Source organism: Treponema pectinovorum (genome assembly GCF_900497595.1).
Classification (GTDB): Bacteria; Spirochaetota; Spirochaetia; order Treponematales; family Treponemataceae; genus Treponema_D; species Treponema_D pectinovorum.
On sequence record NZ_UFQO01000003.1, the window covers coordinates 184,243 to 210,764 of the forward strand.

A 26,522-nucleotide genomic window follows, 5' to 3' on the forward strand; every position below is an offset into this window, starting at 1 on the left:
ATTGCTAGTTTCTCTTCCAAACTGCCCCATTTGGAGTGTCTATTATAGTTATATTTCGTTTTGCAAGCTCAGCACGAATTTCATCCGCTCGTGCAAAATCTTTTGCTTTTTTTGCAGCGGAGCGTTCTTCTACAAGTTTTGTTATTTCCTGTGCTTCTGGGTCGTCTTTGTGCAGGTCTTCTTCCTGTTTTGAATCCTTCAGCTGTTTTTCTGCAAGTTCAATCGCATTTTTTATAACATCGAGAGAAAGCACTTTGTCCATTGTGTATATCGCAGAGAGGCTTTCTGTCGCTTTGCCTTTTTTCGCGTTCGACTCTTTTTGAAGGCAAGCCATCGCCACAGGAGTTAAAAGGTCGTTTTCCAGGCCTTCTTTAAATTTTGTTAGGTTTTCGTTTACGATTTTTTTGCCATCTTTTATTTCAGCTGAAAGTGGTTCAAGTTTTTGAATAAAATTTTCTTTATCGAGCAAAAGCCCCTCATCCCTTGCCCTTAAAACAAGTTTGCAAATCCTTTCGTTTAAAGCCTGTCTTCCCTGTTTTGCACTTTCCATCGCATCCCAAGAAAAATATATCTGCTTGCGATAGTGTCCGCCCAAAAGGAAAAATCTGTAATCCAAAGCGGAAAAACCTTTGTCCAAAAGAGTTTGCAATCGTAAAAAATTGCCAGAAGATTTAGACATCTTGTTTCCGCCTTCAATAACTAAAAATTCGTTGTGCAGCCAGTATTTTACCCAAGGACCTTCCTTTAAATCATCTTCTGTAAACGCACCTTCCGACTGTGCAATTTCATTTGTGTGGTGAACAGGAACGTGGTCAATTCCGCCAGTGTGAATATCTATGTGCTTGCCAAGATATTTTAAACTCATCGCAGAACATTCAATATGCCAGCCAGGATAACCTTTGCCCCAAGGGCTGTCCCAAATCATCGCCTGGTCTTCAAATTTTGATTTTGTAAACCACAAAACAAAGTCGGCAGGATTCCTTTTGTTTTCATCAATTATACTAAGTTTTCTTTTACCAGCGCCCGCTTTAAGTTCATCAAGGTTTAAATTTGCAAGTTTGCCATAATCTTTATAGGTTGAAATGTCATAATACAAATTTCCGCCAGCAGTGTAAGTGTGCCCATTTGCTTCGAGTTTTTTTATCAGGTCAATCATCTCTGGAATATGCTCTGTCGCTTTACATATAACGTCTGGCGTTCGTATGTTAAGGGCTTTTATATCGCTCATAAAAGCGTCTGTATAAAACTTTGCAACTTCCAGGACAGACTGATGCCTTTCTTCCGCAGTTTTTACCATCTTATCTTCGCCGTCATCGCTATCGCCAGTTAAGTGACCAACGTCGGTAATATTCATAACATGCTTTATGTCGTAACCCAAATACGAAAGAGTTTTATCAAGAATGTCTAAAAAAACGTAAGCCCTAAGATTTCCTATGTGCGCATAATTGTATACAGTAGGACCGCAACCGTAAAAACCTACAAAACCAGGCTTTACACTTTTAAACTCCTGTATTTTATGTCCCATAGTATTAAAAAGTCTAAGGCTCATACTCGTCGCGTCTCCTATGAATATACAAAATTATGGGCGTTGTCTGCTAAAGCAGACCCGGGCTTTTCGTGGTTCCGCTTTCGCTGCATTCGCCATAAAAACTTCGTTTTTACGTCGAACTTCGCCACTACAATCCCTAACGCAGTTTTGCTATAATATTCCAATGATTTTAAGCGAATTTGCCCATCTGTTCAATGACGGCAGTTTTTTTAGAGGCGAGGTAAAAAAAAATGAACCTCTTTCAAAGCACAGCACAATGCACGTTGGAGGTAATGCTCTTCTATTCATAGAACCTTTTGATTTTGAAAGCCTCATCTATGCGGTAAAGCTTGCAATTCAAAACAACCTGGAATTTTTTCTTGCAGGCGGTGCAAGCAATGTGATATTCCCCGACGAAGGCTTAAATCTTGTAATAACCACGCGCTTTTTAGAAAAACAAAACGCAGTAAAACTTTGCACACAAAATTCCGCACAAAATACAATCGAAGTGAGCGCAGGTTCAAGTTGGGGTGCAGTTTTATCGTTTTGCAAAAAAAACGATTTGTCTGGCTTTGAAAATTTTTGTGGTTTGAGCGGCACGGTTGGCGGTGCAATTTACATGAACGCAAGTTGCTTTTCGCTTTCAACCTGCGAGCGTTTGCAAAGCGTTACATATTTTGACTGTGCGGATTTAATTTTAAAAGAATATAAAATGCCTTTAAAAAGCGATTCAAAGTTTTCACAAGACTGGGGATACAAAAAATCGCCTTTCCAAAATAATTTTTTGCAGGAAAAAGACAAAAAAACTTTTACAAAAAAGATAATTTTAAAAGCGGTTTTTAGCGTGAAAAAAGGTTTTGATAGCGAGCGTGCAGACAAAGTTCTACAGGAGCGCACAAACAAAGGGCATTTTTTTGCAGCAAGTGCAGGTTCAGTTTTTAAAAACGAAGCCGAAAAGGGAATCATCGCCGGAAAATTGCTCGAAGAGTGCGGGCTAAAAGGCGTTCGGCTCGGTGGAGCGCAAATTTCACCGTTGCATGCAAATTTTATAATCAATCCAGAAAATAAAGCGACAAGTGCGGATATAAAATCGCTGGTGGAACTTGCACAAGCTAAGGTTTTTAAAGAAAAAGGCATAAAACTCTACTGCGAAATAATCTTTGTCTAAAAATATCCGTTTTTGCTGCCATTTTTGCATAAAAAAGAGGAGCACAATGCTACACTGGGCCAGCTGTGCGTGGTTCCGCTTACGCTGCATTGTCGGCAAAGCCGCCAACGCTTCGCGCCACTTCCATCTGGGCTAGGTTTTGTCGTTTACAAGGCATTTTCTCTTCTCGCCTTTTATCTTAAAAAAACTATGTCAAATGTTAAGTTTTATTATCAATCATCGATTTTATTTCTTCTTTAACATCCTGTAAAAAAAAAGGACAGAAGTTTTCGCTCCTGTCCATTCTAACTCAAATATAAATATGTTCTTCTATTCCACTTTGAACTTTGCAACTTCTGCTGCAAGGGTCGAAATACTTGTCTTGTTCTTTAAGCTTATCTGGTTTACTTCCAGTATCGCCTTGCTTATCTGCACCGTTCCAGACGAAATCTCTTCTATGCAGTCTGCAACTGTCCTCGTAAGCGCATCAAGCCTGTGCATCTCCACTGCAATCTCTTTGCCTCCAGAAAGCATCTCTTCAGAACCATTCCTTACTTCCGTACTTATGCCTCCAATAGCCTTTATCTCAGAGAATAGATTTTTGCTCGACTCAACTTGCCTTACCAAAACTGCATTAAGTTCTTCTTCTTTTTCCTTTGCCTCATCTACAAACTGTGAAACCTTATCAAAAGAAGTCTTTATGTTCTCGCTTGCTACAGAAATTTCATCGATTATCTTTAATGTTTCGTTTATTACGTCTGTAATCTGCTTTCCCTGAACAGAACTTTCTTCCGAAAGTTTCCTGATTTCCCCTGCAACAACAGCAAAGCCTTTTCCAGATTCCCCAGCGTGTGCCGCTTCTATCGCAGCATTCATCGCAAGCAAGTTTGTCTGACTTGCTATATTTTGAATCACCTTTGCAGCTTCTATAAGAGAACTTGATTTTTCTGCAATCTTAGAAACTATTCCGCTAGCAGTAATCGCTCCTTCTTTTCCGCTTACGGTTGCCTGATGAATCGTATCCATGAGCGTTCGCGTTTCTGCGAATATTTCCTTTGTAGAATCTACCTCTTTGTACATTTCAGAAACTGCAACTGCAGAAGATTCTATGCTTTCCGTCTGGATTTTTATCCTGTCGTTTAGGCTGTTTATCGTGTGGATTATTTCTTCCATCGTAGAAGTTGTTTCTGTTACGCTCGCCGACTGGTCAATCGCCTGTTTTTTTATGTCTTCTATGTTTGAGCTTATTTGGTTTATAGAAGAGGCTGTTTCTGCCATGTTGGAAGCGAGGTCTTGTCCAACCTGATTCATTTCGCCAGTTTGGAACGAAATTGTTTTTAATGCCATAGCGATTTTAGAAATCGTTTCGTTAAAATATTTAGAAAGCAAGAAAAACTCGTCGTTGCCTTTTAGGCTGAGCCGACCGGTATAATCAGCATTTGTCGAAACCTGCTGCAAAACTCCAATCAATTTTTTTACTGGAGAAGTTAAGCGAACGGCAAACACAAAAGCCACAACCAGGAATATCGCAAGCAAGACCAGTCCGATTATCATTATAGAACGCAAGAACTTGTAATAATCTTCGTAAACTTCGCTTCGTTCAAAGAGAGCAATCAATTTCCAGCCCATTTGCTGTATCGTATAAACTTGCGCAAACCATTTTTGCTTTTCAATGCTTATAACTTTAAAGCCAGAATCGATTTTCGCAAGTTCAACAAAATCCGCAATCCCAACTTCGTTCATCTTCTTAAAGATGAAATTTTCGTTTGTAGGATCTGCAAGAATTGTTCCATCGCTTTGAATGAGCATTAAATGACCAGTGCGTCCAACTCTAAATTTGGAGATAATGTCTGTAAGTCTTTTTAGAGAAATGTCTATGCTTATGTTTCCAATATATTTCCCTTGTGGCGAAACTACATTTCTCGAAAGCGCAATCGTATTTTCTCCAACAGTAGAAAGGTAAGCATTTGTCATAATTTCCTTTCCTCTGTTGTTATTTGCCATTATGTACCAATCTCTTTTTCTAGGATCAAAACCAGCAGGCAGTTCACCGTCAAAGTTTGTTGTAAAGTCGCCTTGTGTAGTTCCCATGTAAACTTCTACATAATCTGGAAACGAAGCTGTAACTTCTTTAAAAAGATTTCTGAGCCTTATTTCTTGTTGAGTTTTTAGCGTGCTTGAAACTTTTGTTTTTTGAGTTGTGTTTATATATGAATTTAAATTTCCGTATGCTTCTTTGCAATATTCGTGTTCAGAAAGCATGTTCAATACATTTGAAGCAGTATCAAAAAATAGTTCAATATTTCTATCGAACAATTTCATATCCCGCAAACTTGATTCTCTAAAATTATTTACATTTGCTTTTTTTGTTTGATATCCAATAATAAAAGATACCAAATTCACCAAACTAAAGATTATGACTGTAAATATGATTAGAAGTTTTTTTCTTAACGAAAAAATTTTCTCTTTTTTTGCTTTAAGTTTTTTTTCATTGGGGAGACTTTTGATACCTTTCATAACTACACTCCTAAACAAATGGTATCACGAAAACTCCATTTTGTAAGGATTAGTCACTAAATATTAAAGTTTTCTTAAATTAAAGCGCAATCCTCGACTCGACCAGCTGTGCGTGGTTCCGCTTGCGCTCCATTGCCGGCAAGCCGTCAACGCTGCGCGCCACTACCATCTGGGCTAAGTTTTTTTTGTTTCAATCTTTAGTTTGTTTTCTCGCTTTTTCATGCTTTATTTATTTGTTTGTAAAATTTAACTTTGGTATTATTATGTACACATGATTGATTTTTTTATGAACAATTTGCCGTGGTTTTGGGTTTGCTTACTTGTTCTGTGCCTTATTGTAGAAGCATTTACATTCAGTTTAACAACAATATGGGCTTCTATGGCATGTTTGCCTCTCGTTTTTATAGCAAAAACTTCCATGCAATTTAAGTGGCAGCTTTTCATCTTTATATTGATTACAGTTTTTATGCTTATTTTTACTCGTCCGTTTGCAGTAAAAAAATTAAAGGTTGGCTCAAACAAAACAAATGTGGACAATCTTGCAGGCGAAGAAGTTGTTATCGTAAAAGCAATAAGCCCTTTTCAAAAAGGCGAGGTAAAGACAAAAAATGGTGTTATATGGAGTGCAATTTCAAAAGACGGAAAAGCACTTGCTAAAGGAGAAGTTGCTAAAATTTCATCCGTGCAAGGCAATACGCTCGTTGTTGAATCAAATTATAATAGTTGAGTTTTATTGTTAGGTTTTTATAAGTTTTGCGTTGCAAAATTTTATAGTATGCTGTCTTCGCTTTTGTGCGAGCGGTTAAATAAAAATAATTTGGAGTCCTGTATGATTTCACAAACTGTTTACATCCTTATTGCTCTTCTGGTTATATTTGCTTTACTACTCATCGCAAATATAAGAATTGTGCCTCAGTCTTATGCTTTTGTTATAGAAAGACTCGGTGGTTACAATGCCACGTGGAAAGTTGGCTTGCATGTAAAATTGCCTTTTATAGACCGAATTTCAAACAAGATGTCGTTAAAAGAAAAGGTTTTCGATTTTCCTCCGCAGCCGGTAATCACAAAAGACAATGTTACTATGATGATAGACACGGTTGTTTACTTTCAGATTACAGATCCAAAGCTTTACACATACGGTGTTGAAAAACCGATAAATGCGCTTGAAAATTTAAGTGCTACAACGCTGCGCAATATAATTGGCGAACTTGAATTGGATGAATCTCTGACGAGTCGTGATGTTATAAATACAAAGATGCGCTCAATTCTTGATGAAGCGACAGACCCGTGGGGCATAAAAGTAAATCGTGTAGAAGTAAAAAATATTGAACCACCGCAGGCAATCCGCGAAGCAATGGAAAAACAGATGAAGGCAGAACGTGAGAGACGTGAGCAGATACTCATAGCAGAAGGTCATAAACAAAGTTCAATATTGGAAGCAGAAGGCAAAAAACAATCCCTTATACTGGAAGCAGAAGCGACAAAAGAAGCTGCAATCCAAAGGGCAAAAGGCGAAGCAGAAGCAATTTTAGAGATTCAAAGCGCAAAAGCACGCGGACTAAAAATGTTGCAGGAGGCAGGAATAGGCGAAAGCGTGTTAAAGCTAAGGAGTCTGGAAGCGCTAGAAGTTGTGAGCAACGGCCAGTCAACAAAGATAATAGTTCCCTCGGATATACAGAATATGGCAGGATTTGTAACTTCCGCCGTAGAAGTAGCAAAAGGAAAATAAAAATACCGCTTGCCGACTTGAAAGAGCGTTATCTAAAGAGTTGTTCCAGGGTGTATGTAATTTTATATCCTGGAACAATTTTTTTTGAAGTGATGATGACGATGATGATTGTGAAGCATTTTAAATTATTTTATGTGTAATTGCATTTTACCTTAAAATTTGATTTATCGTTTTATACCACTCTAGTGGTATGTGAACATAACATTGGTTAAAAATCGCAAACGGGCTTGGCTAGTGATTCGTCTTTGATTCGCCAGTCGCGAAGCGATGTTTTAATAATTTCCTTACAGAAAACGACCTCAGGTTGTAAAACTGTGTTAGGATTATTATTTATATGCATCTTTTCTTGCTTCAATATCAATGATAAATACAATGACTGTATCTTCTGATATTTTATAGAATAAACGATAATCCCCTATTCTAAAGCGATACAGGTCTTTGTAATTACCTTTGAGTTTTTTAATGTTTGAGCCAAAATATGGATTTTCGCGCAAAATCGGATATACGTATTCTGTTATCTTTTTGTATAACGATTTGTATTTTGAAGATTTTATCTTTTTCTCAAATGTTTCGGTTTCTGCTATGCGATACTTAGTCAATTATGCGATACCTTCCTGCTGAAATATCAGACAAACCTTTTTTAATATCTTCATCACACTTGAGTATTTCATTCATTTCGATATCATCGACAATTGCTTCATTCATAGTGTAGTTAAGCGTCGCGTATTCCAGATAATTTGAGATTGTTCTTTTCTGCCCATCGGCAGCCAGTTTGAAAATGTCATATGTACTGTCATCAATACGAACGGTAATTGTCCTTGCCATTTCACACCCCTGCTTCAAATGTATTCATTTATATTCAAAACGTCAATTATTTGTTTCTGAGGCTTAATAATTTTGCTTTCTTAACTCTTCCAGTATTTCTTTTCCCGAAAGAGTGCTTATTAAAATTGTATACCCCTTTTTTGTCGGAATATATAAAACATTCTCTTTGTCGGTCACATATAACTTATATTTTTCCCCATCGCTTTTAAACCATCCAACTAATAAACCGGGCAAGCCTATTCCATTTGTTCTCATATCCATTTTTATTTGTTCTTCATTCATATTAATTAGTCTTACGTTATCCACATCAATTTCAGCTAATTCAAGAGACGTATTATAAACCAATCCTTTAATCATAAAATGTTTATCCTTGATTTCTATCTTATAAAATCGGGCGGAAATAAGCACAATAGAAATAAATACAAAAAAAGTTAATATGGCAAAAATTATTATCATATTGGAAATATTAGTCGGTTGCGTCATTGAAAATTTCATATATCGTTATCCTATTTGGTGCTGAAGTCATCGTCCTATTTTTGTCTTAACCTGAATTTCCGCAAAAGGAATTTCAGTTTGAAGCAGGTGTTAGGTAATTTTTTTATAGATGAAATCAATAATAATCTCAGAACTTAATATCTTAATTGTTTGATTACTATCATAATACCGGGACGCTGCGGGGTGTCCCCGCTGGAAGGGGTAGCGTACAAGACCGCAGGAGCAAGGCGACGAGGACTTGGGAGCGAGGGGAAAGCTTTCCCCTCCTTTATTTTTATTTGAACAAAAAAATCAGCCTGTAAAAAATTAAATTTCTTACAGGCTGACTGGCTAACCTTTAGTAAAAACTAAGCAATTAGTGCAGTTTTCTTGTGATGATTACCTGCTTTTGTTTTTCGAGGCTCTTTTCTGGATGCAAGTATGCGGTGAATATGAATATTGCCAAGAATACAAGTGCAATTACGATTCCTACTGCGTAAGAAATTGTAAGTCCAACAGGGCCTTTTGCACCTAAGTTAATACATTCTGGTGCGTACATAAGGTATGTCATACTTACGGCAGACATAAATGTTGCTGGAATTGCAGCGAGCCAACAGCGATTTGGATTTGTTCCATAGTTTGTTGCAAGATAAACTGCTCCTGCCCAAAGAACTATCATTGCGATTGTCTGGTTTGACCAAGAGAAGTATCGCCAGATTACGCCGTAGTTTATAAATGAAATTCCGTATCCAATTAACAATAGTGGTGTTGCAATTGAAAGGCGAACTTTGAGTTTTGTTTCATCCAATTTGAACCAGTCAAAAAGAGTCATTCTCGCACTGCGGAATGCTGTATCTCCAGATGTGATTGGACATACGATTACGCCTAAGAGTGCTATAGGTCCACCAATTTTGCCTAACAAAGCTACGCACATTGCATAAACAGATTTTGAGTTTCCTCCGCCTATTGCTTTTAATGCAGCAAGTCCAGTTCCAGAGCCGTCTTTGTTCCAGAAGAATGTTACAGCAGCAGCAGCCCAAATCAAAGCGATTATACCTTCTGCAACCATTGCGCCGTAGAATATCTTACGACCTTCGCGTTCGCTCTTTATACAGCGAGAAACTATTGGCGACTGTGTAGCATGGAAGCCAGAAATTGCACCGCAGGCAACTGTTATGAACATGAGTGGCCATATTGGTCTTACACCAGTGATTGCGCCTGTTACATTGTCTACAGTTCCTGGATAGAGATTTTTAAGGGTGAGTTCCATCATTGGACGTTCGCCAGAATGGATTAAAGTTCCAATTCCAATTCCCAAAGCCATTAAAATCAGGAGAAGTCCAAATATTGGATAGATTTTTCCGATGATTTTGTCGATTGGAAGCAAAGTAGCAAGGAAGTAATAGATTAGGATTATAACTGTCCAAACTTTTACATCGAGGTATTCTGGAGTTAGGAGTGCAAGAAGTCCTGCAGGTCCTACCATAAATACAACGCCAACCATTACCAAGAGAACTACAGAGAAGACTCTCATTACATTGTGCATGCCTTTTCCGAGATATTTACCTGTAACTTCTGAGATACTCGCACCGTCGTTGCGTTCAGAAAGCATTCCTGATAAAAAGTCATGAACTGCACCAGCAAAAAGAGTTCCGCCTACAATCCAAATGTAAACACTAGGTCCCCACATTGCTCCAGAAATTGCACCAAAGATAGGTCCAAGACCTGCGATGTTTAGCAACTGGATTAGGAACGCTTTTGGCGTTGAAATCGGAACGTAGTCTATGCCATCTGGATTTGCGATGGCAGGCGTCGCAGCGTCGCTAGGTTTAAAAATCTTTTCTACAATTTTGCCGTAGACAAAGTAACCAACAATTAAGATGACCAATGCAGCAAAGAAAGTTATCATAAGTACCCCCTTTTTAAAACTTTCGTGCAAATATATGTTTTTTACAAACATCCATTTTTTTTTGACATAAGTGCCAAAATTTCTTAATTCACTTACTTAGTCTAAGGCTGAATTTAAACTTTGTAAAATTTTAAGTAACATATTTTACTTTTTTTTTGTTACAAATCTGATGTTTTATTCAAAATAAAAAAGTGATAGACTTAGATTGCTTTGCGGTAGCGCTGGAAGCCCCGTAAGTCCGCCGCTTCTTTTGTCTTGCATTGCTACGGCGGCGGATGGAGCGATAGCGTAAGGGCGTACATAGCGACGGCACTGTCTTCTGGCTGTGCCGGACCGCCCGTTTTTCTGGAGGTTTTATGAAGGTTTTGGTTATTGGTGGAGCAGGTTATATTGGCTCGCATGTCGTAAAAGAATTGATGAAGGCGGGACATTCAGTTTGCGTTTTTGATAACCTTTCTTCTGGATTGCGGCAAAATCTTTTTGGAGAAAACGATTTTATCTATGGCAACATTTTGATTGAGCGAGATTTGGATAGCGCATTTGAAAAAGGCTTTGACGCTTTTATTCACCTTGCGGCTTTTAAAGCTGCTGGAGAATCTATGCTCTGCCCAGAAAAATATTCAATAAACAATTTGAATGGCACTGTAAATATAATTAACAGCGCGGTAAAACACGGTTGCAAAAATATGGTTTTTTCGTCGAGTGCGGCGGTTTTTGGCGAGCCACAATATCTGCCGATTGACGAAGTGCATCCAAAAAATCCAGAAAATTATTATGGTTTTACAAAATTAAAAATCGAAGAACTTATGGATTGGTATTCAAAGTTAAAAGGTCTCAATTATGCAGCCTTGCGATATTTTAATGCGGCCGGTTACGATGTGGAAGGTTTTCCTTGTGGGCTTGAGCAAAATCCTGCAAACCTTTTGCCAGTTATAATGGAAACAGCCTGTGGAATGAGAAAGAGCATGAAAGTTTTTGGAAGCGATTATCCAACAAGGGATGGAACTTGCATTAGAGATTATGTTCACGTTAACGATTTGGCTATAGCTCATGTAAAAGCGTTGGAATATATTGCAAAAAATGGCGAAAATCTTACGGTGAATCTTGGAAGCGAAACTGGAGTTAGCGTAAAAGAGATGCTCGAAGAGGCACGTGCTATAACAGGGAAAGAAATTCCTGCAGAGTTTGTTGAACGAAGACCTGGAGATCCTGCAAATCTTGTTGCCTCTTCTAAACTTGCATGGGAAAAATTGGGATGGAAGCCAAAATATTCCGATGTTCACACATTAATAGAAACTACTTACAAAGCGTACACAAGGCGTTGATAAGCAATTGAACGATTTTTGTGCTGTAAGTAAAATGCTATGCAATTATAAAAAGCTGCGAGATTTTTATATTGCACAACGCTTTTCTTCTGCAACAACAATAAACCCGCACAACAATACAATAAAACTAAGCAACATAAGTATAGGCTAGATTCTTATAGGGGAGTAAAAATGGATCAAAAGATAATAAGTTCGGCTGCACAGGTTATTATAGCTATAATTCCAATCGTAGGAATTTCAATCGGAGGGATAGTAATATTTTTTTCTCTTTTGTGGCATCATTTAGAAGTCAACAAGCAGATTGCGGCAGGTATTTACAATCGAGGAAAATTTGACCTGAAGTCTTATTCGCTTTTGATAGGGCTTTTGCTCACTGGGATAGGTTTTATTCTGACTTTGTTTTTTGCACTTACTGGAGGAATTTCACCTTCGTTGCTTGGAGGCTTAGTTCCATTTGCGATTGGAATTTGTTTGATTATTTTTTACAAGGTTAACGACTGGAATTAGACAAAAGGCTTGCAGTTTTAAAATCGCCTTATGCCAAACAAAACATTGAGCAACATTGAAAAATTACTCATTAATAAGCGCGATGAAATTCTTATAAAAGCAACCTTGCGTGGAGATTCAAAATCGTTTGAACACCTTATTTCCTATTACAAAAAAAGGATTTGTGCCTTAGGAATGAGTTTTTTTCGCAATCTCGACGATACAGATGATTTTATGCAAGAAGTCTTTGTCAAAGTCTACATGAATCTTTCGAGTTTCAAATTTACTTCTTCGTTTAGAACTTGGATAACAAAAATTGCATATAATGCTGCGGTCAATTCTATAACTCGCCGCCAGGAATATGCACCGCTTGCAGACGAAGAATTGATTGTCGCAAAGGATTTAACTCCAGAAGATGAAGAAATTAAAAAAATTACTTTGGAAGTGATTCGAGAAGGAATTTCACTATTGCCTGAAAATTTTGGTGCCTGTGTTGAAATGTATTTTTTCCATGGCCTAAAATATTCTGAAATTTCTGAAATAACAGGTTTTCCTGTGAACACTGTAAAATCGCATATATTCAGGGCAAAAAAATTGCTTGCACAGCGGCTTAAGGGGGTTTTATGAGTGGTAAAAAATGTGAAAAAGTTATGAATTCTTTTTTTGAACTCGATAAAGGCGAACATCTTAAATTGCTGGATTCTTTTCATCTGCTTTTTTGTAAAGACTGTAGAACAAAGGTTAGGCTTTTAACAAAGGCGGAATCGCTTGCCTTAGAGCCATTAAAACTTTCTATCTTTAATTCCAAAAAAGATTTTATGCATTCGTTAAAATCTGCGAGTCCACAGTGGTTTACAAATTTAAAGCCTGTTTCTATGCTAAGCTGGGTTTTTAGCGGCTTGCTTATGATGTTGTTTTTTGTTCTTTCTGGGTTCTTTTTGAGCAAAACTCAAAATCAAACTTATCTGTTTTGGTTTTATATGATTTTTGCAGTTTTTGTTACGGCATATTGTGCCGCTTTTATAGCCGTTAATATGGATTTTTTCATAAAAAAAATTGACACAAAAAAATTGCATAATGTCGCCTTGCACGAATAAAAAAATGCACAAGGCTGCATAGCAAAAAATAAAAATCATTTTCTCATTCTTCTATAAATACATTTTAGTCTGCTGTTATTGCGAAAAATCTGCAATTTTCACACTCGCTCTTTTGTGTTAAAATCTACAGCATGAATAATAATTATACACTTTTAAATGATTTTCTTGAAAAATCACGTCCAACAATTATAGAGTTGCAGACTCTTCTTACTTCAATTCCTTCTATTGCTCCACAAAGCGGTGGCGATGGAGAATCCAAGAAATGTGCTGCTTTAAAAAACTGGCTTTTAGAAAAAGGATTCAACGAAAGTCAGTTTTCACAATACGATGCGCCTGACTCGAGGGTTTCTTCTGGAGTGCGTCCAAATCTTGTTTTGACGATCCCCGGAAAAAAATCGCAGGCAGTCTGGAGCATGGCTCACCTTGATGTTGTTCCCGTTGGCAACTTAAAACTTTGGAACAGCGATCCTTGGAAAGTCTTATACGATGAAAAAAACGACAGAATTGTCGGTCGTGGAGTTGAAGACAATCAGCAAGGACTTGTAAGCGGAGTTTTAGCGGCTTTGGCTTTAAAAGAATATGACATCACGCCTGAATATACGGTAAAACTTTTGTTCATGGCAGATGAAGAGTGCGGTTCTGATTTTGGAATAAAATATCTTTTAAAAGAACACGAATCGCTTTTTAAAAAGGACGATTTGATTTTGATTCCAGACGGAGGAGATCAAAAAGGAGAAACCATTGAAGTTGCAGAAAAAAACATAATGTGGTTAAAAGTGCATACGATAGGGCAGCAGACTCACGGTTCAATGCCAGGAAAAGGAAAAAATGCTCACCTTGCCGCTTGCGACCTTGCGCTAAGATTAAACGATTTGGAAAACTTTTTTGATGAAGTCGACCCAATCTTTTCGCCAAAAAATTCGACTTTTCAGCCAACAAAAAAAGAAGCAAATGTTGATTCTGTAAATATAATTCCTGGCGACGATGTTTTTTATATGGATTGCAGAATTTTGCCTCGCTACACTTTGGAACAGGTATTTGCAGAAGTAAAAAATCGTGCTGAGCAGATAGAAAAAAAATATGGTGTAAAAGTTGAAATAACACAGGTTCAGCACCAGCAATCTCCTGCAACGCCAGTTACTTCTCCTGTTGTGCAAAAATTAACTCAAGCGATAAAAACTGCTCACTCGATAGACGCTTATCCTATAGGAATTGGAGGCGGAACTGTTGGCGGCGAGTTAAGAAGTTTAGGTTATGATTGTGCAATCTGGTCTACCATGGACAGCGTTTGCCATCAGCCAAATGAATACAGCATTTTAGGAAATACGATTGCAGATTCAAAAACACTTTGCGCCTTGTTCTTACAGGAGTAAATCGTTTTGGCTTTTAAGCAAAGATGTGCTAATCAATTTTTGAATATACTCTTTGGTTCTGCTTTTTTGTTTACGAGTTGCGTTACAATGGCAGATTATAATTATTCAAGGATATATTCAAATTTGGGTGGAGGACGGTATTCTCAGGTTCGTATGGAACTTGATGAAAATAAATCTTCCATATACACATCTCGTGACAAAGTTCTGTATCTTTTGGACAAGGGCGTTTTAGAACATTTTGAAGGCTTAAGTCAAGTTTCTAACGAGTCGCTTTCTCAATCAGAAAAATTGATGGAAGATTTTTCCGCGACCAGCATAACGCAGACAATCGCAAGCGGTGTTACAAACGACAATGTAAAAGACTACGCAGGCGAAGATTTTGAAAATATCTACACGAATATTTTTATGGCGTTAAATTATCTTGCCTTGCAAAAAAATGAATCTGCAATGGTAGAAGTAAGGCGATTTGACAATAAGCTAAAAGTTTTAAAGCAAAAATACAACGCAGAAGTCGATAATTTGAATAGCGAATCCGAAGTTAAGGTCAAAAATGTTTCTGTTCAATTTTCAGATTCTGCTTTGGCTCGTTATTTAAGCCTCTTGCTCTATCGTGCAGATGGCGACTTTGGAAATGCGGAAGTTGACCAGCGATTTATCGCTAAGGTATTTAAAAGTCAACCTTCACTCTATCCTTTTGAAATTCCTTCCTGTGTTAAAGATGAACTTTCTGTTCCAAAAGATATGGCTCGTTTAAATGTAATAGCATTTAGCGGAAGAGCACCTGTAAAAAAAGAAAATGTAATTCGCGTGCCGTGGGATTTTAATCATTGGTATAAACTTGCACTTCCAGAAATGGAAAAGCAACCGTCTCATATCAATCGAATTGAAGTTGAGGTTTTTAATAAAAACTCGCTTGAACAAAAAAAATTTGAACTTGAAAAAATCGAATCGATAGAAGACATTGCGTTGGATACTTTCCAGAGGAATTATTCGCTCATATTTGCAAAGTCTTTGGCTCGCTCGATTGCACGCACCGCTATAAATTCAGGTTTGCAGCAAGTGAGTAACGATAAGGATACAGCTCCTGAAGTTGCACTTCTCTTAGGAACATTTAGTTTTATACATCAACTTGCAACAGAGTTTATTGAGCGTGCGGATGTAAGGTGTTCAAGATACTTTCCTGCAAGTGCAAGCGTAAGCGGCATAAACTTAGAGCCTGGAAATTACACTGTAAAAGTGAATTTTTGCAGAGGAAAATTTGTTCAATATTCGCAAGAAAAAGATTTAAATCTCGTAGCAGAAAATCTAAATCTTGTAGAAGCGGCCTGTCTTCGATAAAATACAAAACTATGCTTTATTATATTGGTGGTCTACTAACAAAATATTTTGGACCTGCTAGACTTTTGCAGTCGTATACGGTTTTAATCGTTCTTGCTCTGTATACTGGATTTTTAATAGTGCGATATTTGATGCCTCATTTTTATTTTCTTATGCCACATGACAGAGGCAGAGAATTCACTTTAACTGCGGAAGCTGCAATGGGCAAACCCACCGGAGTTGGAATATTTTTTATAACGGTTTTTGCTCTTTTGAGTGCGATTTTTGTTCCTTTGGACTGGTTTAAATGCTGCGTCTTAATTTTAACCTGGCTTATGATGCTCACAGGTTTTTTGGACGATAGGAGCGATTCTAGTTGGGGCGAATACAGAAAGGCTTTTTTGGATTTGATAATTTCTGTTACTGCTTCTGTTTTAATGGCTATCTATTTACGGAATTTGGATGCGGATTCAAAAATCTATTTTTGGCTTCCATTTTTAACTCATAAAATTGCTGTTGCTCCTTGGCTTTTTGTTTTAATTTCTACGATTATGCTTTGGACTTCTGTAAACACGACAAACTGCACCGATGGCGTTGACGGTTTAAGTTCAACTTTGGTTTTGATTGCACTTTTAACTTTGGGAGTCGTTTTTTATTTTATTTTAGGACACATAGACATCGCCTCGTATCTTTTGGTTCCGCATTTTGCAGAAGGCGCAAGTTGGGCTGTTATGACATTTTGCCTTGCAGGCGTTTTAATGGGATACCTGTGGCACAATGCTTTTCCGAGCAAGTGTCTGATGGGCGATGCGGGAAGTCGTTCTTTGGGATTTTACATTGGACTTTGCGTAATGCTTAGCGGCAACCCTTTTATGATTTTTGCAACTTCCACGATAATTTTTATAAACGGCGGAATGGGCTTGATGAAAGTCTTTTTAAAAAGATTTTGTCATATAGTGATATTTTCAACAATAAGATTTCCTTTGCACGATCAGATGCGCATAAAACACGGCTGGTCGCCTACTCAAGTTTTAATAAAATTCATGATGTTACAGCTTTTAATAACGCTTGCAGTTATAGGAATTTTATTCAAAGTTCGATAAAACAGTTCAAACTTTCATTTTATAAAAGAGGAAAATGATGGATATAGTTGCACAGCATGCAAATCTTTATGGAAAGATAACAGTTCCCGGCTCAAAATCTCATACGATACGAGCGTTGATATTGGCAACCCTTGCAGACGGAAAATCTACAATAAAAAATCCTTTGCCAAGTGCAGACTGCCTTTCTACAGCTGCTGCCGTGCCGCTGATAGGTTCAAAGGTTGAATTAAATCTTTCTAAAGAAGACGAGCCTGTTTCGCAGTGGATTGTAGATGGAGCTGGAAAAAATATTCATCTTCCGAGCGATGTTGTAAATGTTGGAAATTCAGGTTCGCTCTTGTATTTTCTAGCACCGATAGTTGCAAACTTTGATGGAATAAGCATTTTTACAGGCGATGATTCAATTAAAAAGCGTCCAGTAGAACATGTTTTGGATGTGCTGAATCAACTTGGTGCGCGTGCTGAAAGTGCAATCCCTAATCATAACGGCTGCCCAATCGTCATAAAAGGTTCTATAAGTGGCGATAAAGTTACAACCACAGGCGAAATTTCAAGCCAGTACATAAGCGGTCTTATGATGGCAAGCATTCTGATGAAAAAAAAGTTGACCATAACGCTTACAAATCCAAAGGAAACTCCTTATCTTACGATGACGCAAAAATGGCTCGAAAAAGTTGGAGTTTTTTGTTCAATAAGCGAAGATTTTAAAAAGATAGAAGTCGAAAACCGAAACGAATTAAAAGCGTTTGATGTTACGATTCCGAGCGATTGGGAAGGAGTTGCTTTTCCGCTTGTAGCAGCATTGATGACGGATTCTCAAATTACAATAGAAAATGTGGATTCAAGCGGAACTCAAGGCGATGACGCGATTGTCGACATTTTAAAAAGCGTTGGCGCCGACATCGTTTGGAACAAGCAAAAAAATACGCTTTTGGTCAGCGGTGGCAAAAAAGCAAAGGATGGAATTGGAAAACTTTCGACAAAGGCTTTGCCAAATGGCGAACTTAAGGTAAAGATGAGTGCGTTTCCTGATGCAATCTGTGCTTTGGCGGTAATTGCAACGCAGATAGAAGGAACGGTAATTTTAGAAGATGCGCAAGTGTGCAGGAGAAAGGAAACCGACAGACTAAAGGTTTTGACTTTGGAACTTAAAAAACTCGGTGCAAATATCGAAGAAAAAGAAGATTCGCTTGTGATTAAAGGTGGCAAAAAGTTGCACGGTGGAATTGTAGAAAGTTATGATGATCACAGGATGGCGATGTCGCTTTCGTGCCTCGGACTTGCTCTTGCCGAAGGCGAAACGCTGACAGTAAAAGATGGCGAGTGTTGTGCGGTAAGCTTTCCACATTTTTTTGAAGTTATGAATAAAAGCCTTGGAGCAAATTTTAAATATTAAATAGGATAAATCACTTTTTCCAATGGAGAGAATTTTATGCCAAGAGCAAAAAACAAAACAGAATTAATTGTAAGTGCAACAGAATCTTATAAGAAATTGCAAGATTTCATTTTGCAGATGACGGATAAAGAATTGAATACACCGTTTGATTTTTCCTATGATTCTAAGAAAAAACAAGCACACTGGGCAAGAGATAAAAATCTCCGCGATGTTATTATGCATCTCGATGCGTGGCATAATCTTGCTATTCGTTGGGTAAAAAATAATAAAGCTGGAAATCGCATACAGTTTTTGCGGCAAGGCTACAATTGGAAAAATTACGGTAATATGAACCAAGAAATTTGGAGCGAATGTCAAAATATTTCCTTAGAAACAGCAAAACAAAAACTAGACGCTTCCTACAAAGAAATCCTCGCACTCATCGAAACAATGGACGACGAAGAACTTTTTACAAAAAATAAATACGATTGGGTAGGGACAAGTTCAATAGGGCAATATTTTGTAAGTGCAACAGCAAGCCACTATGAATGGGCATTAAAAAAGTTAAGAGAACATAAAAAAACGGTTCAAAGCAAAAATAAATTGTAAAAATGTTGCATAGGCAACAAAGTCTTTTCTTTATTTGAATTATCTTTTAGCAATATCAAAATGATTTTGAAAAACTCTAATGGAGGAATTTATGGCAGAGGTAGAAAAAAAAGTTAGCGGAGACATGCTCGTTGGGCAGATTGTAAAGGATTTTCCAGAAGCGATAGATACTTTGATGGAAATTGGAATGCATTGTCTTGGCTGCCCTTCATCGCAGATGGAAAGTTTAAACGATGCGGCTTTTGTTCACGGGCTTAACCCGGAAGATGTAGTTAAAAAAGTAAACGAAAAACTCAACTCAAAATAAATGCCAATTTATTTTGCAAAAAATGTTTAGTTGGAGTTTTATATGAGCAGTTTTTTAGGACCGATACACTTTTGGCTTTACGAAAAGATAAGATTTCAGGAAGGATTGACGGCGTTCATTTTTGACAGGTGTTGTGATTCGGCTTCTTTAAAAGCGGATGAAGATAAAAACCTTTCGTTGCTTGTAAAGAAAAATCTTGCACCTTTGGATTCGCTTGTAGACACGATGAACATTCACGGATGGTTGCAGGAGCGAATTGAGGATGCCGAAAAACGATATGCAACCCTTGTAACGACGATTTGCGGAACAGACAGTTCTAAAATTTCTGCGGTAAAAAAAGCCGCCTTTGATTTTGGTGTGGAACATGGTGTTAAGTGTGATTCTGCTCGCGATGTCTACAAGGCGTTTGATGATTCGCTTTTGAATGGAATGCCCTGCGACAGAGTTTGCGTCGTATTGAAGAGCGAAGAAGACGATTTTGAATGGGAACTTAGCGAAGATATTCATGGGAAATTCTGGAATAAAGGTTTTTCGGATTTGTATTATGAACTAAGACTGGAAGTTATGAAAGGAATGCTCGAAAATTCTGCATTTAAAGTGATGAATGGCGATTGCCTGTGTTATAAAATTCTTCGCAAGTGAGATTTTGCGTTAAGAAAAACATCCTTGTTTTTCTTAACGCGACAGTTTCCGTTGAAAACTGTCGGCATTGCTTGTAGGTCGCACCTCCGTGTGCGACAAGTGGCAGGGTCTACTTGTAGCCCCACATCTTGCCTGCGAGCTTACAGCGGCAGGGCTTGGAGTGGCGGCGGAGCCGTCGACCGCAGGAGCGCAAGCGACGAGGACGATGAAGCATAAGCGGAACCACGCAAAGCCCGGTTTTTGCGGAACTTTAGTGGAGCAAAAAGCCGCCCAATAACTTAAAAAAAATAAACTGGAGAAAGAATGAATTACAGTATTGAAGTGATGGTTGAAGAGCATGCGAATATCGTGCGGATGCTTCGTGTTGTGCAGAAAATTTGTTGCAATATTCTTGAAGGTGCGGAGCCAAATGTTGACGAATTTTTTGAGATAATCGATTTTATTAGAAATTATGCGGATTTTCATCATCACGGAAAGGAAGAAAAATTTCTTTTTCCAGAGATGATTGAGCGGCTCGGTGCTGTTGGCGAAAATCTTGTAAAACACGGAATGCTTGTTGAGCACGACTTGGGGCGCAATTTTGTGAAAAATCTTGAAACTTCTCTCATTGCATGGCGAGAAGAGCCAAAAACAGAACACAAATTGAATATACTAACAAATGCAATGGGGTACGCGAATCTTTTGCATGTTCATGTTGAAAAAGAAAACAATGTTGTGTACACGTTTGCAGAAAGGATGCTTCCACAGGATTTATTCGAAGAGATAAATGAAAAAAGCCGGGAATTTGAACAAAACGAAGCAAAAGAAGGCATTCAAAAAAAGTATCTTGATTTGCTCGAAAAACTTGAAAGAAAGTATGAAGTATAACTTGTAGGGCAAGGCGAGAGCATTTTTCCATTTGAGAAATGCGACCATTTGAAGATTGCGTGCATTGATGCGTGCATCAATGCACGCATTGAAATAATTGCGTTTGCAAAAGTTTGGCTTCGTTTTTAGAGTTTAGTCTATTTTGTGCAGAGTGAAGGTGCTCTTTTCAAAATCGATTAGACCTTCGTCCTGCATTGCATAGAGTTCTCTTGTCATTGCGCTTCTGTTTGAATTTAGAAAAGCTGCAAGTTCTGTTCTGTTAAGGTTGAGTTGCACTATGTTTGAACCCTGTTTTTGCGCTTGCATAGAAAGGTATGCCAATATCTTTCGGCGTAAAGTAGGCTTTGAATCAATTTCGATTTTTTCCATCAGGTTTACGGATTTTCTGCCAAGAAGATTGAACATATTTGTTGTAAGTTGACTGTGGAAAGTGCAGGCACGAGGGCAATTATGTATTATATTTTCTGCCCTCAAAAAAAGGACTTTTGTCTGGCTTACTGCAACAAAGGTTGCATAGGATTTTGTTTGACTTTGTACAGCAAACGATTCTCCAAAAAGTTCACCAGGGTTCATATATGAAAGAAAAGCTTCTCTTCCCCAAAAATCGTATTTTACCATTTTGACAGTTCCGCTCAATACGATTCCTATGTTGTTTACATTTTCTTCGTCCATTATTATGAGGTCGCCCTTGTTAAAAAGGCGTTCGCGGCTGTGAAGACAAATTAAAAGTTTATCGAGATCGGACGGAAGAATTTTTTCAAACAACGGAATTTCGGTATAGGAAGTTATGTCTTTTTGCATCGGCGTGCTTTATTTACTCCAAATATTTTTTTCTTTTATAACACAAATTGTTACAACTATAAAAGTTAAAAATTCAGCAGAAATTCCACTAAGCCAAATTCCGTCAACAACGCTGTAAAGCGGAGTAAAAATCATCATCAAAATAGAAGGGAGCGTAAATCTCAAGAGTTTTGAAAAAGTAAAATGTTCAGAAAGTTGAATCGTCATAATTTTCCCTTTTATAAAAAATATAATAATCTATATCTGGGCGTTCGTCGCGAGCTTTGTCCGCTTCTCTACCAAACCTCGCGCCGCCGGGCTTTTCGCGGCTCCGGCATTCGCCTCCGACCACGCCTTTGGCGTGTTTTCGCTTCGCTCACCGCTACAATCCCTAACGCATTGTCGCACAGGAGGTGCGACCTACAAGCAATGTTGACAGTTTTCAAAGAAAACTGTCGCTTAAAGAAAAACAAGGAAGTTTTTCTTTAAGCCCAATCCCTAACGCGTGTGCACAAGGATGTGCACCTACAATAACCTTTTCCAAATCAGCAAGAGTCGTCTTTGAAAGTTCCGCCTCAAGTGCTTTTTGAGCGTTAAAAAGAGGTTTGTCCAAAGCCTCATGAATTTTACTTCCAACAGGACAAGCATTGTTTGGATTTGCGTGAAAATTAAAAACAGAGCGCTCATCATCACTCTTGTCGCTAACTGCCTTGTAAATATCTAAAAGAGTAATTTTATCCGCGCTTTTTAAAAGAGTCGAACCTCCAACTCCAGCCCTAGTTTCAACAAGACCAGCAGAGTGAAGTTTGCCCAAAATTTTCCTTATGATAACAGGATTCATGTTCGTGCTTGCCGCAATAAAATCTGAAGTAACTTTGTCTGTCTTTTGAAAATGCAGCACACAAAGCAAGGTGTGAACCGCGACTGTAAAATTTGTACTCAATTTCATAAATAACCATTCCTTAATAACATCAAAAATATACCGTTGTAATAAAAAAATTACAATATTTTGCAAAAAAATAAAAAAAAGTGTTGACATTTATAAATTACATCAATATATTCCAGATAGTTGTAAAATGTAAATTACAACAAATAACAAACATAAGGGGTAATTATTATGACACAGATTGAAAAAGCAAAGGCATTGATTGGAACATTCGCAACTGGCGATGTAGAAAAGGCTCGCTCACTTTTAGCGGAAGGCTACATTCAGCACAACCTGGCTTACGGAACAGGAGCAGAAGCATTCGTGGGCTCTGTAGCGTATTTTGGAGGCGCTCCAGTAAAAACGACATTGAACACAGTTCGAGCGTTTGAAGATGGTGACAAAGTTTTTCTTCAGACAGTTTACAATTTTGCAGGCTCAGGCGAGCAGGTTGCATTTGATATTTTCCGTTTTGATGAAAATGGCAAAATCGCGGAACACTGGGATGTAATGGAAACAATCGCCGAAAAATCTACATGGCAAAACCAGAACGGAAAGTTCTAAAATAAGGGCGTTTGGCACAACAGTTGTTGTGCCACCAAACTTTTTGGAGGCACAGATGAACATAAAAGAAGTTGCAGATTATCTTGATAAAGTTGGGCTTCAATACATGGCGACTATTGGGCTGGACTCAAAGCCAAAAGTTCGACCTGTTCAGTACATGGTTTTGCATGACAAAAAACTCTGGTTTTGCACAAACAGCGAAAAAGCGATGTACAAGGAACTGCAAAAAAATCCTTTTATAGATTTGTGTGGCTCAAAACTCATGGAAAACGAAATCGACACCGCATGGATTCGCCTGAGCGCAAAAGTCGTTTTTGAAGAAAATCAGGCAGTGAAAAAGATGATTATGAAAAAAAGCCCGATAGTTCATGAGTTGTACCAAAACGATGAAAATCATCCGCTGTTCAAAGTTTTTTACCTTGCGGACATAAAAGGCAGTTTGAACAATCTTGGTCATGTAAAAGGCTTAAAAGAGCGAGTGGAATTTGCAAAACCTGTGGAGTTTGAGTTTTGATTTGTGAAACTGCGTTAGGGTCTACTTGTAGCCCCGATGCCTGCCTGCGAGCTTACAGCGTTAGGGATTGAAGGGGTGGCGAAGCCGTCGACCGCAGGAGCTCAAGCGACGAGGACGATGCAGCGATAGCGGAACCCCGAAAAGCCCGCCATCACGAGTTTTGGCAAGCAAAGCGGACAAAACTTGTGACGAACGCCCAAAAGCCGCTAATGCGATGTTCTATAGGAGAAATTATGGCTGACATAAAAAAAATTATTGCAGACAGCGAGACTGTTTTGATTGGGGCTGGGGCTGGACTTTCGACTTCGGCAGGTTTTACGTACGCTGGCGAGCGGTTTGAAAAATATTTTGGAGACTTTGCAAAAAAATATGGTTTTAGCGATATGTATTCGGGCGGATTTGCAGACTTTGAAAGCGAAGAAGAATTTTGGGCGTATTGGAGCCGCTACATTTTTATAAATCGATACATGGATTCTCCTCGCCTGCTGTATGAAAAACTTTTTAATCTTGTCTGCAAAAAAAATTATTTTGTTTTGACCACAAATGTTGACCACTGCTTTCAAAAAGCGGGATTTGATAGATCGAGGCTTTTTTACACTCAAGGCGATTATGGGCTTTTTCAGTGCAGCACGCCGTGCCACCAAAAAACTTACGACAATTACGATTCTGTTTTAAAGATGGTTTTGGCTCAGGGGTTTGAAATTCTGCCGCACGGAAATCTTACCTTGCCTAAAGATAAAAAAGTTAAGATGGAAATCCCGACAGATTTGATTCCGCATTGCCCAGTCTGCAATAAAATGATGTCTATGAATCTTAGGAGCGACGGCACTTTTGTTGAAGACGAGCATTGGCTCAAGGCTGCTGGGCGCTATCAGGATTTTTTGGATGCTAACAGGGATAAAAAAATCGTGTATCTTGAGCTTGGAGTTGGAGCAAACACGCCAGGAATTATAAAGTATCCGTTTTGGCATTTTACTTATGAAAACCCAAAGGCGCTTTACATCTGCATAAACAAAGGCGAAGCGGTTGTTCCAGAAGAAATAAAAAAACAGAGCATCTGCATAAACGGTGATATTTACGAGGCAATAACATGACACAATCACAAAGAAGAGTTTTTCTTATAACAGAGTTTTTAAGTGAAGACGGCGGAGAGACTGCGGCTTATTTTGGAGTTGAAAAAAAAGGTGGCGCTTATGAAATTCCAAATGACGAAAAAACTCAGCGCGATTTGCTTCGTGCGTTGATGAATATAAGACAGCCGTTGCCCATATCAAACGAGTTTTTAAAAATTCAAGACGAATATTTGCAGGAATTGAATCGGGAGCGTGGGTTTACAGACATTGCCGACTTAAAACCTGTGAAAACTGCAAAACCTATAAAAACCGTTCAAGGCGATTCTGGTAACTATGAACTTTATTTGTGGCAGGGCGATATAACGACTCTAAAGGTTGACGCTATCGTAAATGCGGCAAATTCTGGGATGCTTGGCTGTTTTTCGCCTTTGCACGCGTGCATCGATAACTGCATCCACACATACGCAGGCATTCAACTCCGCCTCGAGTGCGACAAAATAATGAAAAAGCAAGGACACGCTGAACCTACAGGGCAGGCAAAAATCACTAGTGCTTACAACCTTCCGTGCAAATATGTTCTGCACACCGTGGGGCCTATAATCAATTTTTCTGTACGAAACGAAGACAAAATCTTGCTTGCAAGTTGCTATAAAAATTGCCTTGAAAAAGCGAGCGAAAAGAATCTTGAAAGCGTCGCGTTCTGCTGCATTTCTACAGGTGTTTTTAGATTTCCTGCAAAACTCGCGGCGGAGATTGCAGTCAAAACCGTTGAAAAATGGCTTGCCGAAAATCCGCACAAGTCTGTAAAAAAAGTTGTCTTTAATGTTTTTACCAGCAGCGATTTGCAGATTTATAAAGCGATTTTTGGAGCGGCGTAAAAGCGCTTCAAAAAATGATGGGCCATTTTTGCTGCGCAAAAACCGCGCTATTCAGGGTTACGCCTTTCGGCTCCATTCCTCCGCTACGCTTCGGAACGGCTTCGCCGCCCTTACTATCGCTTGTCCATTTTTAATTAGATTTTTGAGAATGAGATTGGAACGTATGAACTTTTTAACGCTGTTCGTCATTTTTTTATGCAGTGCAATAAATAAAAACCATTTATAAAAAGCGAGAAAAAAGTTTTTGAATCAAACTACAAAACTTAGCCCGGATGGAAGTGGCGCGTAGTGTTGGCGCTTTGCGCCAATGGAGCGCAAGCGTAACCATGCACAGCCGGTCGAGTAGTGCGATGTGCTACAATAAAAAAATTACCGATATAGCATAGCCGAGTTTTGGATAGCGATAATTTAGTTTTTTTTGCATTCGCTGTACATGATTGGGATGAATCCTTGATGTATTTCCGTTTTTGTTACTGTAAAGCCGTGGTTTTCTAAAAAGGTTTGGTAGTCGCTTTCTTTCCAATGGCGCTGAAAATCTATTTTAGCCAGGCTTAAAAGTTTAGACCACAACTTTCTGTTTTCGTCTGAATCTTTGTGGATGAAATTTGGAGCAATTAAAATTCCATCGGTTTTTAAAACGCGCTTAATTTCGCTCATCGCTTTTTTTACATCGGGAATTATATGAAGTGCGTTTGAAATTATTACAATGTCAAAGGTTTCTGCGTTATAGGGAAGAGAGGTTGCGTCTGCCACTTCAAAACTTAGATTTTTGTGAGTGTTCTTTTTTTTAGCCTGATTTATCATTCCAGTTGAAAAATCTGTTGCAATCATTTCGTTTGAAAAATCCGCGACTTTCTTTGCGATTATTCCAGTTCCTGTTGCGATTTCTAAAACTTTTTTGTCTTTTATCACTTTTTTGATGTTATCACAAATCTTATTGTATGCTTTTGCGTTGGGACTTATAAAAAGATTGTATATTGGCGCGTAAAAATCCCAGATATTTTTTTTCATAATAAACCTCTCAAATTTATTTTTATATTATAAATCTTTATTCGAATCGTTTACATTATAAGTACAGCATATTCATAGCCTGTCAATTTTCAAGTACAGTCAACAGAAATGATAATGCGAGTGAGGTGGGATGAATTGTGGGACAAA

The 26,522-nt window shown here is 38.2% G+C and carries 29 protein-coding genes; 19 read left to right on the forward strand and 10 right to left on the reverse strand.

All coding sequences use genetic code 11. The features are described from left to right. Positions 1 to 4: 4 nt before the first annotated feature. Positions 5 to 1,549 (reverse strand): cysteine--tRNA ligase, encoded by a 1,545-nt coding sequence (gene cysS / locus FXX65_RS05480; RefSeq protein ID WP_147615425.1) that lies wholly within the window; start codon positions 1,547 to 1,549, stop codon positions 5 to 7. 163 nt (positions 1,550 to 1,712) lie between these two features. Here cysS and murB point away from each other — a divergent pair, with 163 nt between their 5' ends. Next, positions 1,713 to 2,696: a UDP-N-acetylmuramate dehydrogenase gene (gene murB / locus FXX65_RS05485; protein WP_187116228.1), complete on the forward strand. Its 984-nt coding sequence runs from the start codon at positions 1,713 to 1,715 to the stop codon at positions 2,694 to 2,696. Positions 2,697 to 3,005: 309 nt separating this feature from the next. On the opposite strand, the gene FXX65_RS05490 is transcribed toward murB, so the two are convergent. Continuing rightward, entirely contained in the window at positions 3,006 to 5,192 is a 2,187-nt protein-coding gene (locus FXX65_RS05490; RefSeq protein WP_147615427.1) for a HAMP domain-containing methyl-accepting chemotaxis protein, read from the reverse strand. 271 nt (positions 5,193 to 5,463) lie between these two features. On the opposite strand from FXX65_RS05490, the gene FXX65_RS05495 reads away from it, so the two are divergent. Both FXX65_RS05495 and FXX65_RS05500 read left to right on the forward strand, forming a co-directional pair. After that, entirely contained in the window at positions 5,464 to 5,919 is a 456-nt protein-coding gene (locus FXX65_RS05495) for an NfeD family protein (RefSeq protein ID WP_147615428.1), read from the forward strand. 102 nt (positions 5,920 to 6,021) lie between these two features. Then, positions 6,022 to 6,921 (forward strand): SPFH domain-containing protein, encoded by a 900-nt coding sequence (locus tag FXX65_RS05500; RefSeq protein WP_147613100.1) that lies wholly within the window; start codon positions 6,022 to 6,024, stop codon positions 6,919 to 6,921. 326 nt (positions 6,922 to 7,247) lie between these two features. On the opposite strand, the gene FXX65_RS05505 is transcribed toward FXX65_RS05500, so the two are convergent. The 4 genes from FXX65_RS05505 to FXX65_RS05520 form a co-directional block, all read right to left on the reverse strand. Next, positions 7,248 to 7,520 carry a type II toxin-antitoxin system RelE family toxin gene (locus FXX65_RS05505; RefSeq protein ID WP_147615429.1) on the reverse strand — a complete coding sequence of 91 codons (273 nt, stop codon included), beginning with the start codon at positions 7,518 to 7,520 and terminating at the stop codon, positions 7,248 to 7,250. Next, positions 7,513 to 7,746 carry a CopG family transcriptional regulator gene (locus FXX65_RS05510; RefSeq protein ID WP_147615430.1) on the reverse strand — a complete coding sequence of 78 codons (234 nt, stop codon included), beginning with the start codon at positions 7,744 to 7,746 and terminating at the stop codon, positions 7,513 to 7,515. Before FXX65_RS05510 ends, FXX65_RS05505 begins: the two co-directional genes overlap by 8 nt. Before the next feature lie 63 nt (positions 7,747 to 7,809). Further along, a complete protein-coding gene (locus FXX65_RS05515) occupies positions 7,810 to 8,241 on the reverse strand; it encodes a PH domain-containing protein (RefSeq protein ID WP_147615431.1) in 432 nt (143 codons plus the stop codon). Positions 8,242 to 8,596: 355 nt separating this feature from the next. Beyond that, positions 8,597 to 10,129, reverse strand: a complete 1,533-nt coding sequence (locus FXX65_RS05520) for a carbon starvation CstA family protein (RefSeq protein WP_147615432.1) — start codon at positions 10,127 to 10,129, stop codon at positions 8,597 to 8,599. Between the two features lie 356 nt (positions 10,130 to 10,485). Between FXX65_RS05520 and galE the strand changes: the two genes are divergently transcribed. The 12 genes from galE (at position 10,486) to FXX65_RS05580 (ending at position 20,630) form a co-directional block, all read left to right on the forward strand. Further along, on the forward strand, positions 10,486 to 11,454 hold the full coding sequence (gene galE, locus FXX65_RS05525) for a UDP-glucose 4-epimerase GalE (RefSeq protein WP_147615433.1): 969 nt from the start codon (positions 10,486 to 10,488) through the stop codon (positions 11,452 to 11,454). A 171-nt stretch (positions 11,455 to 11,625) separates the two neighbouring features. Continuing rightward, positions 11,626 to 11,961 carry a hypothetical protein gene (locus FXX65_RS05530; RefSeq protein ID WP_147613096.1) on the forward strand — a complete coding sequence of 112 codons (336 nt, stop codon included), beginning with the start codon at positions 11,626 to 11,628 and terminating at the stop codon, positions 11,959 to 11,961. Between the two features lie 30 nt (positions 11,962 to 11,991). Then, positions 11,992 to 12,567: an RNA polymerase sigma factor gene (locus tag FXX65_RS05535; protein WP_147615434.1), complete on the forward strand. Its 576-nt coding sequence runs from the start codon at positions 11,992 to 11,994 to the stop codon at positions 12,565 to 12,567. Continuing rightward, positions 12,564 to 13,037 (forward strand): hypothetical protein, encoded by a 474-nt coding sequence (locus FXX65_RS05540; protein WP_147615435.1) that lies wholly within the window; start codon positions 12,564 to 12,566, stop codon positions 13,035 to 13,037. Before FXX65_RS05535 ends, FXX65_RS05540 begins: the two co-directional genes overlap by 4 nt. Positions 13,038 to 13,168: 131 nt before the next feature. Then, the gene (locus FXX65_RS05545; RefSeq protein WP_147615436.1) at positions 13,169 to 14,410 is read left to right on the forward strand and encodes a M20 family metallo-hydrolase; all 1,242 of its coding nucleotides are present in this window, start codon (positions 13,169 to 13,171) and stop codon (positions 14,408 to 14,410) included. Positions 14,411 to 14,449: 39 nt separating this feature from the next. Then, positions 14,450 to 15,748, forward strand: coding sequence for a hypothetical protein (locus FXX65_RS05550; RefSeq protein ID WP_147615437.1), 1,299 nt, complete (start codon positions 14,450 to 14,452; stop codon positions 15,746 to 15,748). An 11-nt stretch (positions 15,749 to 15,759) separates the two neighbouring features. Then, on the forward strand, positions 15,760 to 16,830 hold the full coding sequence (locus FXX65_RS05555) for an MraY family glycosyltransferase (RefSeq protein ID WP_147615438.1): 1,071 nt from the start codon (positions 15,760 to 15,762) through the stop codon (positions 16,828 to 16,830). Positions 16,831 to 16,867: 37 nt separating this feature from the next. Further along, positions 16,868 to 18,226 carry a 3-phosphoshikimate 1-carboxyvinyltransferase gene (aroA, locus tag FXX65_RS05560; protein ID WP_147615439.1) on the forward strand — a complete coding sequence of 453 codons (1,359 nt, stop codon included), beginning with the start codon at positions 16,868 to 16,870 and terminating at the stop codon, positions 18,224 to 18,226. 36 nt (positions 18,227 to 18,262) lie between these two features. Continuing rightward, complete coding sequence (locus FXX65_RS05565) at positions 18,263 to 18,814, forward strand: ClbS/DfsB family four-helix bundle protein (protein WP_147615440.1); 552 nt, start codon at positions 18,263 to 18,265, stop codon at positions 18,812 to 18,814. Positions 18,815 to 18,905: 91 nt separating this feature from the next. After that, entirely contained in the window at positions 18,906 to 19,121 is a 216-nt protein-coding gene (locus FXX65_RS05570) for a DUF1858 domain-containing protein (protein ID WP_147613088.1), read from the forward strand. Between the two features lie 42 nt (positions 19,122 to 19,163). Continuing rightward, a complete protein-coding gene (locus FXX65_RS05575; protein WP_147615441.1) occupies positions 19,164 to 19,763 on the forward strand; it encodes a hypothetical protein in 600 nt (199 codons plus the stop codon). Between the two features lie 303 nt (positions 19,764 to 20,066). Continuing rightward, positions 20,067 to 20,630 (forward strand): hemerythrin domain-containing protein, encoded by a 564-nt coding sequence (locus tag FXX65_RS05580; protein ID WP_147613086.1) that lies wholly within the window; start codon positions 20,067 to 20,069, stop codon positions 20,628 to 20,630. Between the two features lie 132 nt (positions 20,631 to 20,762). Here FXX65_RS05580 and FXX65_RS05585 read toward each other — a convergent pair whose 3' ends face one another. From FXX65_RS05585 to FXX65_RS05595, 3 genes are all read right to left on the reverse strand, one after another. Beyond that, the gene (locus tag FXX65_RS05585) at positions 20,763 to 21,431 is read right to left on the reverse strand and encodes a Crp/Fnr family transcriptional regulator (RefSeq protein WP_147613085.1); all 669 of its coding nucleotides are present in this window, start codon (positions 21,429 to 21,431) and stop codon (positions 20,763 to 20,765) included. 9 nt (positions 21,432 to 21,440) lie between these two features. Next, a complete protein-coding gene (locus tag FXX65_RS09705) occupies positions 21,441 to 21,638 on the reverse strand; it encodes a drug:sodium antiporter (RefSeq protein ID WP_222704223.1) in 198 nt (65 codons plus the stop codon). Positions 21,639 to 21,852: 214 nt separating this feature from the next. Then, a complete protein-coding gene (locus tag FXX65_RS05595) occupies positions 21,853 to 22,359 on the reverse strand; it encodes an Rrf2 family transcriptional regulator (RefSeq protein ID WP_147615442.1) in 507 nt (168 codons plus the stop codon). Between the two features lie 168 nt (positions 22,360 to 22,527). Between FXX65_RS05595 and FXX65_RS05600 the strand changes: the two genes are divergently transcribed. The 4 genes from FXX65_RS05600 (at position 22,528) to FXX65_RS05615 (ending at position 25,364) form a co-directional block, all read left to right on the forward strand. Beyond that, positions 22,528 to 22,899: a nuclear transport factor 2 family protein gene (locus FXX65_RS05600; RefSeq protein WP_147615443.1), complete on the forward strand. Its 372-nt coding sequence runs from the start codon at positions 22,528 to 22,530 to the stop codon at positions 22,897 to 22,899. A gap of 55 nt (positions 22,900 to 22,954) precedes the next feature. Continuing rightward, a complete protein-coding gene (locus FXX65_RS05605) occupies positions 22,955 to 23,413 on the forward strand; it encodes a pyridoxamine 5'-phosphate oxidase family protein (protein ID WP_246104345.1) in 459 nt (152 codons plus the stop codon). A gap of 233 nt (positions 23,414 to 23,646) precedes the next feature. Further along, the gene (locus FXX65_RS05610; RefSeq protein ID WP_147615444.1) at positions 23,647 to 24,507 is read left to right on the forward strand and encodes an SIR2 family NAD-dependent protein deacylase; all 861 of its coding nucleotides are present in this window, start codon (positions 23,647 to 23,649) and stop codon (positions 24,505 to 24,507) included. Further along, positions 24,504 to 25,364, forward strand: a complete 861-nt coding sequence (locus tag FXX65_RS05615; protein WP_147615445.1) for a protein-ADP-ribose hydrolase — start codon at positions 24,504 to 24,506, stop codon at positions 25,362 to 25,364. Before FXX65_RS05610 ends, FXX65_RS05615 begins: the two co-directional genes overlap by 4 nt. 408 nt (positions 25,365 to 25,772) lie before the next feature. Here the strand turns inward: FXX65_RS05615 and FXX65_RS05620 are convergent, their stop codons facing one another. After that, positions 25,773 to 26,375, reverse strand: coding sequence for a class I SAM-dependent methyltransferase (locus FXX65_RS05620; protein WP_147613076.1), 603 nt, complete (start codon positions 26,373 to 26,375; stop codon positions 25,773 to 25,775). Between the last annotated feature and the right edge of the window lie 147 nt (positions 26,376 to 26,522).

Bases quoted from the DNA above. Each gene is read 5' to 3' on its own strand.
- cysS (WP_147615425.1), bottom strand. From the start codon at position 1,549: ATGAGCCTTAGACTTTTTAATACTATGGGACATAAAATACAGGAGTTT.
- murB (WP_187116228.1), top strand. From the start codon at position 1,713: ATGATTTTAAGCGAATTTGCCCATCTGTTCAATGACGGCAGTTTTTTT.
- FXX65_RS05490 (WP_147615427.1), bottom strand. From the start codon at position 5,192: ATGAAAGGTATCAAAAGTCTCCCCAATGAAAAAAAACTTAAAGCAAAA.
- FXX65_RS05495 (WP_147615428.1), top strand. From the start codon at position 5,464: ATGATTGATTTTTTTATGAACAATTTGCCGTGGTTTTGGGTTTGCTTA.
- FXX65_RS05500 (WP_147613100.1), top strand. From the start codon at position 6,022: ATGATTTCACAAACTGTTTACATCCTTATTGCTCTTCTGGTTATATTT.
- FXX65_RS05510 (WP_147615430.1), bottom strand. From the start codon at position 7,746: ATGGCAAGGACAATTACCGTTCGTATTGATGACAGTACATATGACATT.
- FXX65_RS05515 (WP_147615431.1), bottom strand. From the start codon at position 8,241: ATGAAATTTTCAATGACGCAACCGACTAATATTTCCAATATGATAATA.
- FXX65_RS05520 (WP_147615432.1), bottom strand. From the start codon at position 10,129: ATGATAACTTTCTTTGCTGCATTGGTCATCTTAATTGTTGGTTACTTT.
- galE (WP_147615433.1), top strand. From the start codon at position 10,486: ATGAAGGTTTTGGTTATTGGTGGAGCAGGTTATATTGGCTCGCATGTC.
- FXX65_RS05530 (WP_147613096.1), top strand. From the start codon at position 11,626: ATGGATCAAAAGATAATAAGTTCGGCTGCACAGGTTATTATAGCTATA.
- FXX65_RS05535 (WP_147615434.1), top strand. From the start codon at position 11,992: ATGCCAAACAAAACATTGAGCAACATTGAAAAATTACTCATTAATAAG.
- FXX65_RS05540 (WP_147615435.1), top strand. From the start codon at position 12,564: ATGAGTGGTAAAAAATGTGAAAAAGTTATGAATTCTTTTTTTGAACTC.
- FXX65_RS05545 (WP_147615436.1), top strand. From the start codon at position 13,169: ATGAATAATAATTATACACTTTTAAATGATTTTCTTGAAAAATCACGT.
- FXX65_RS05555 (WP_147615438.1), top strand. From the start codon at position 15,760: ATGCTTTATTATATTGGTGGTCTACTAACAAAATATTTTGGACCTGCT.
- aroA (WP_147615439.1), top strand. From the start codon at position 16,868: ATGGATATAGTTGCACAGCATGCAAATCTTTATGGAAAGATAACAGTT.
- FXX65_RS05565 (WP_147615440.1), top strand. From the start codon at position 18,263: ATGCCAAGAGCAAAAAACAAAACAGAATTAATTGTAAGTGCAACAGAA.
- FXX65_RS05570 (WP_147613088.1), top strand. From the start codon at position 18,906: ATGGCAGAGGTAGAAAAAAAAGTTAGCGGAGACATGCTCGTTGGGCAG.
- FXX65_RS05575 (WP_147615441.1), top strand. From the start codon at position 19,164: ATGAGCAGTTTTTTAGGACCGATACACTTTTGGCTTTACGAAAAGATA.
- FXX65_RS05580 (WP_147613086.1), top strand. From the start codon at position 20,067: ATGAATTACAGTATTGAAGTGATGGTTGAAGAGCATGCGAATATCGTG.
- FXX65_RS05585 (WP_147613085.1), bottom strand. From the start codon at position 21,431: ATGCAAAAAGACATAACTTCCTATACCGAAATTCCGTTGTTTGAAAAA.
- FXX65_RS09705 (WP_222704223.1), bottom strand. From the start codon at position 21,638: ATGACGATTCAACTTTCTGAACATTTTACTTTTTCAAAACTCTTGAGA.
- FXX65_RS05595 (WP_147615442.1), bottom strand. From the start codon at position 22,359: ATGAAATTGAGTACAAATTTTACAGTCGCGGTTCACACCTTGCTTTGT.
- FXX65_RS05600 (WP_147615443.1), top strand. From the start codon at position 22,528: ATGACACAGATTGAAAAAGCAAAGGCATTGATTGGAACATTCGCAACT.
- FXX65_RS05605 (WP_246104345.1), top strand. From the start codon at position 22,955: ATGAACATAAAAGAAGTTGCAGATTATCTTGATAAAGTTGGGCTTCAA.
- FXX65_RS05610 (WP_147615444.1), top strand. From the start codon at position 23,647: ATGGCTGACATAAAAAAAATTATTGCAGACAGCGAGACTGTTTTGATT.
- FXX65_RS05615 (WP_147615445.1), top strand. From the start codon at position 24,504: ATGACACAATCACAAAGAAGAGTTTTTCTTATAACAGAGTTTTTAAGT.
- FXX65_RS05620 (WP_147613076.1), bottom strand. From the start codon at position 26,375: ATGAAAAAAAATATCTGGGATTTTTACGCGCCAATATACAATCTTTTT.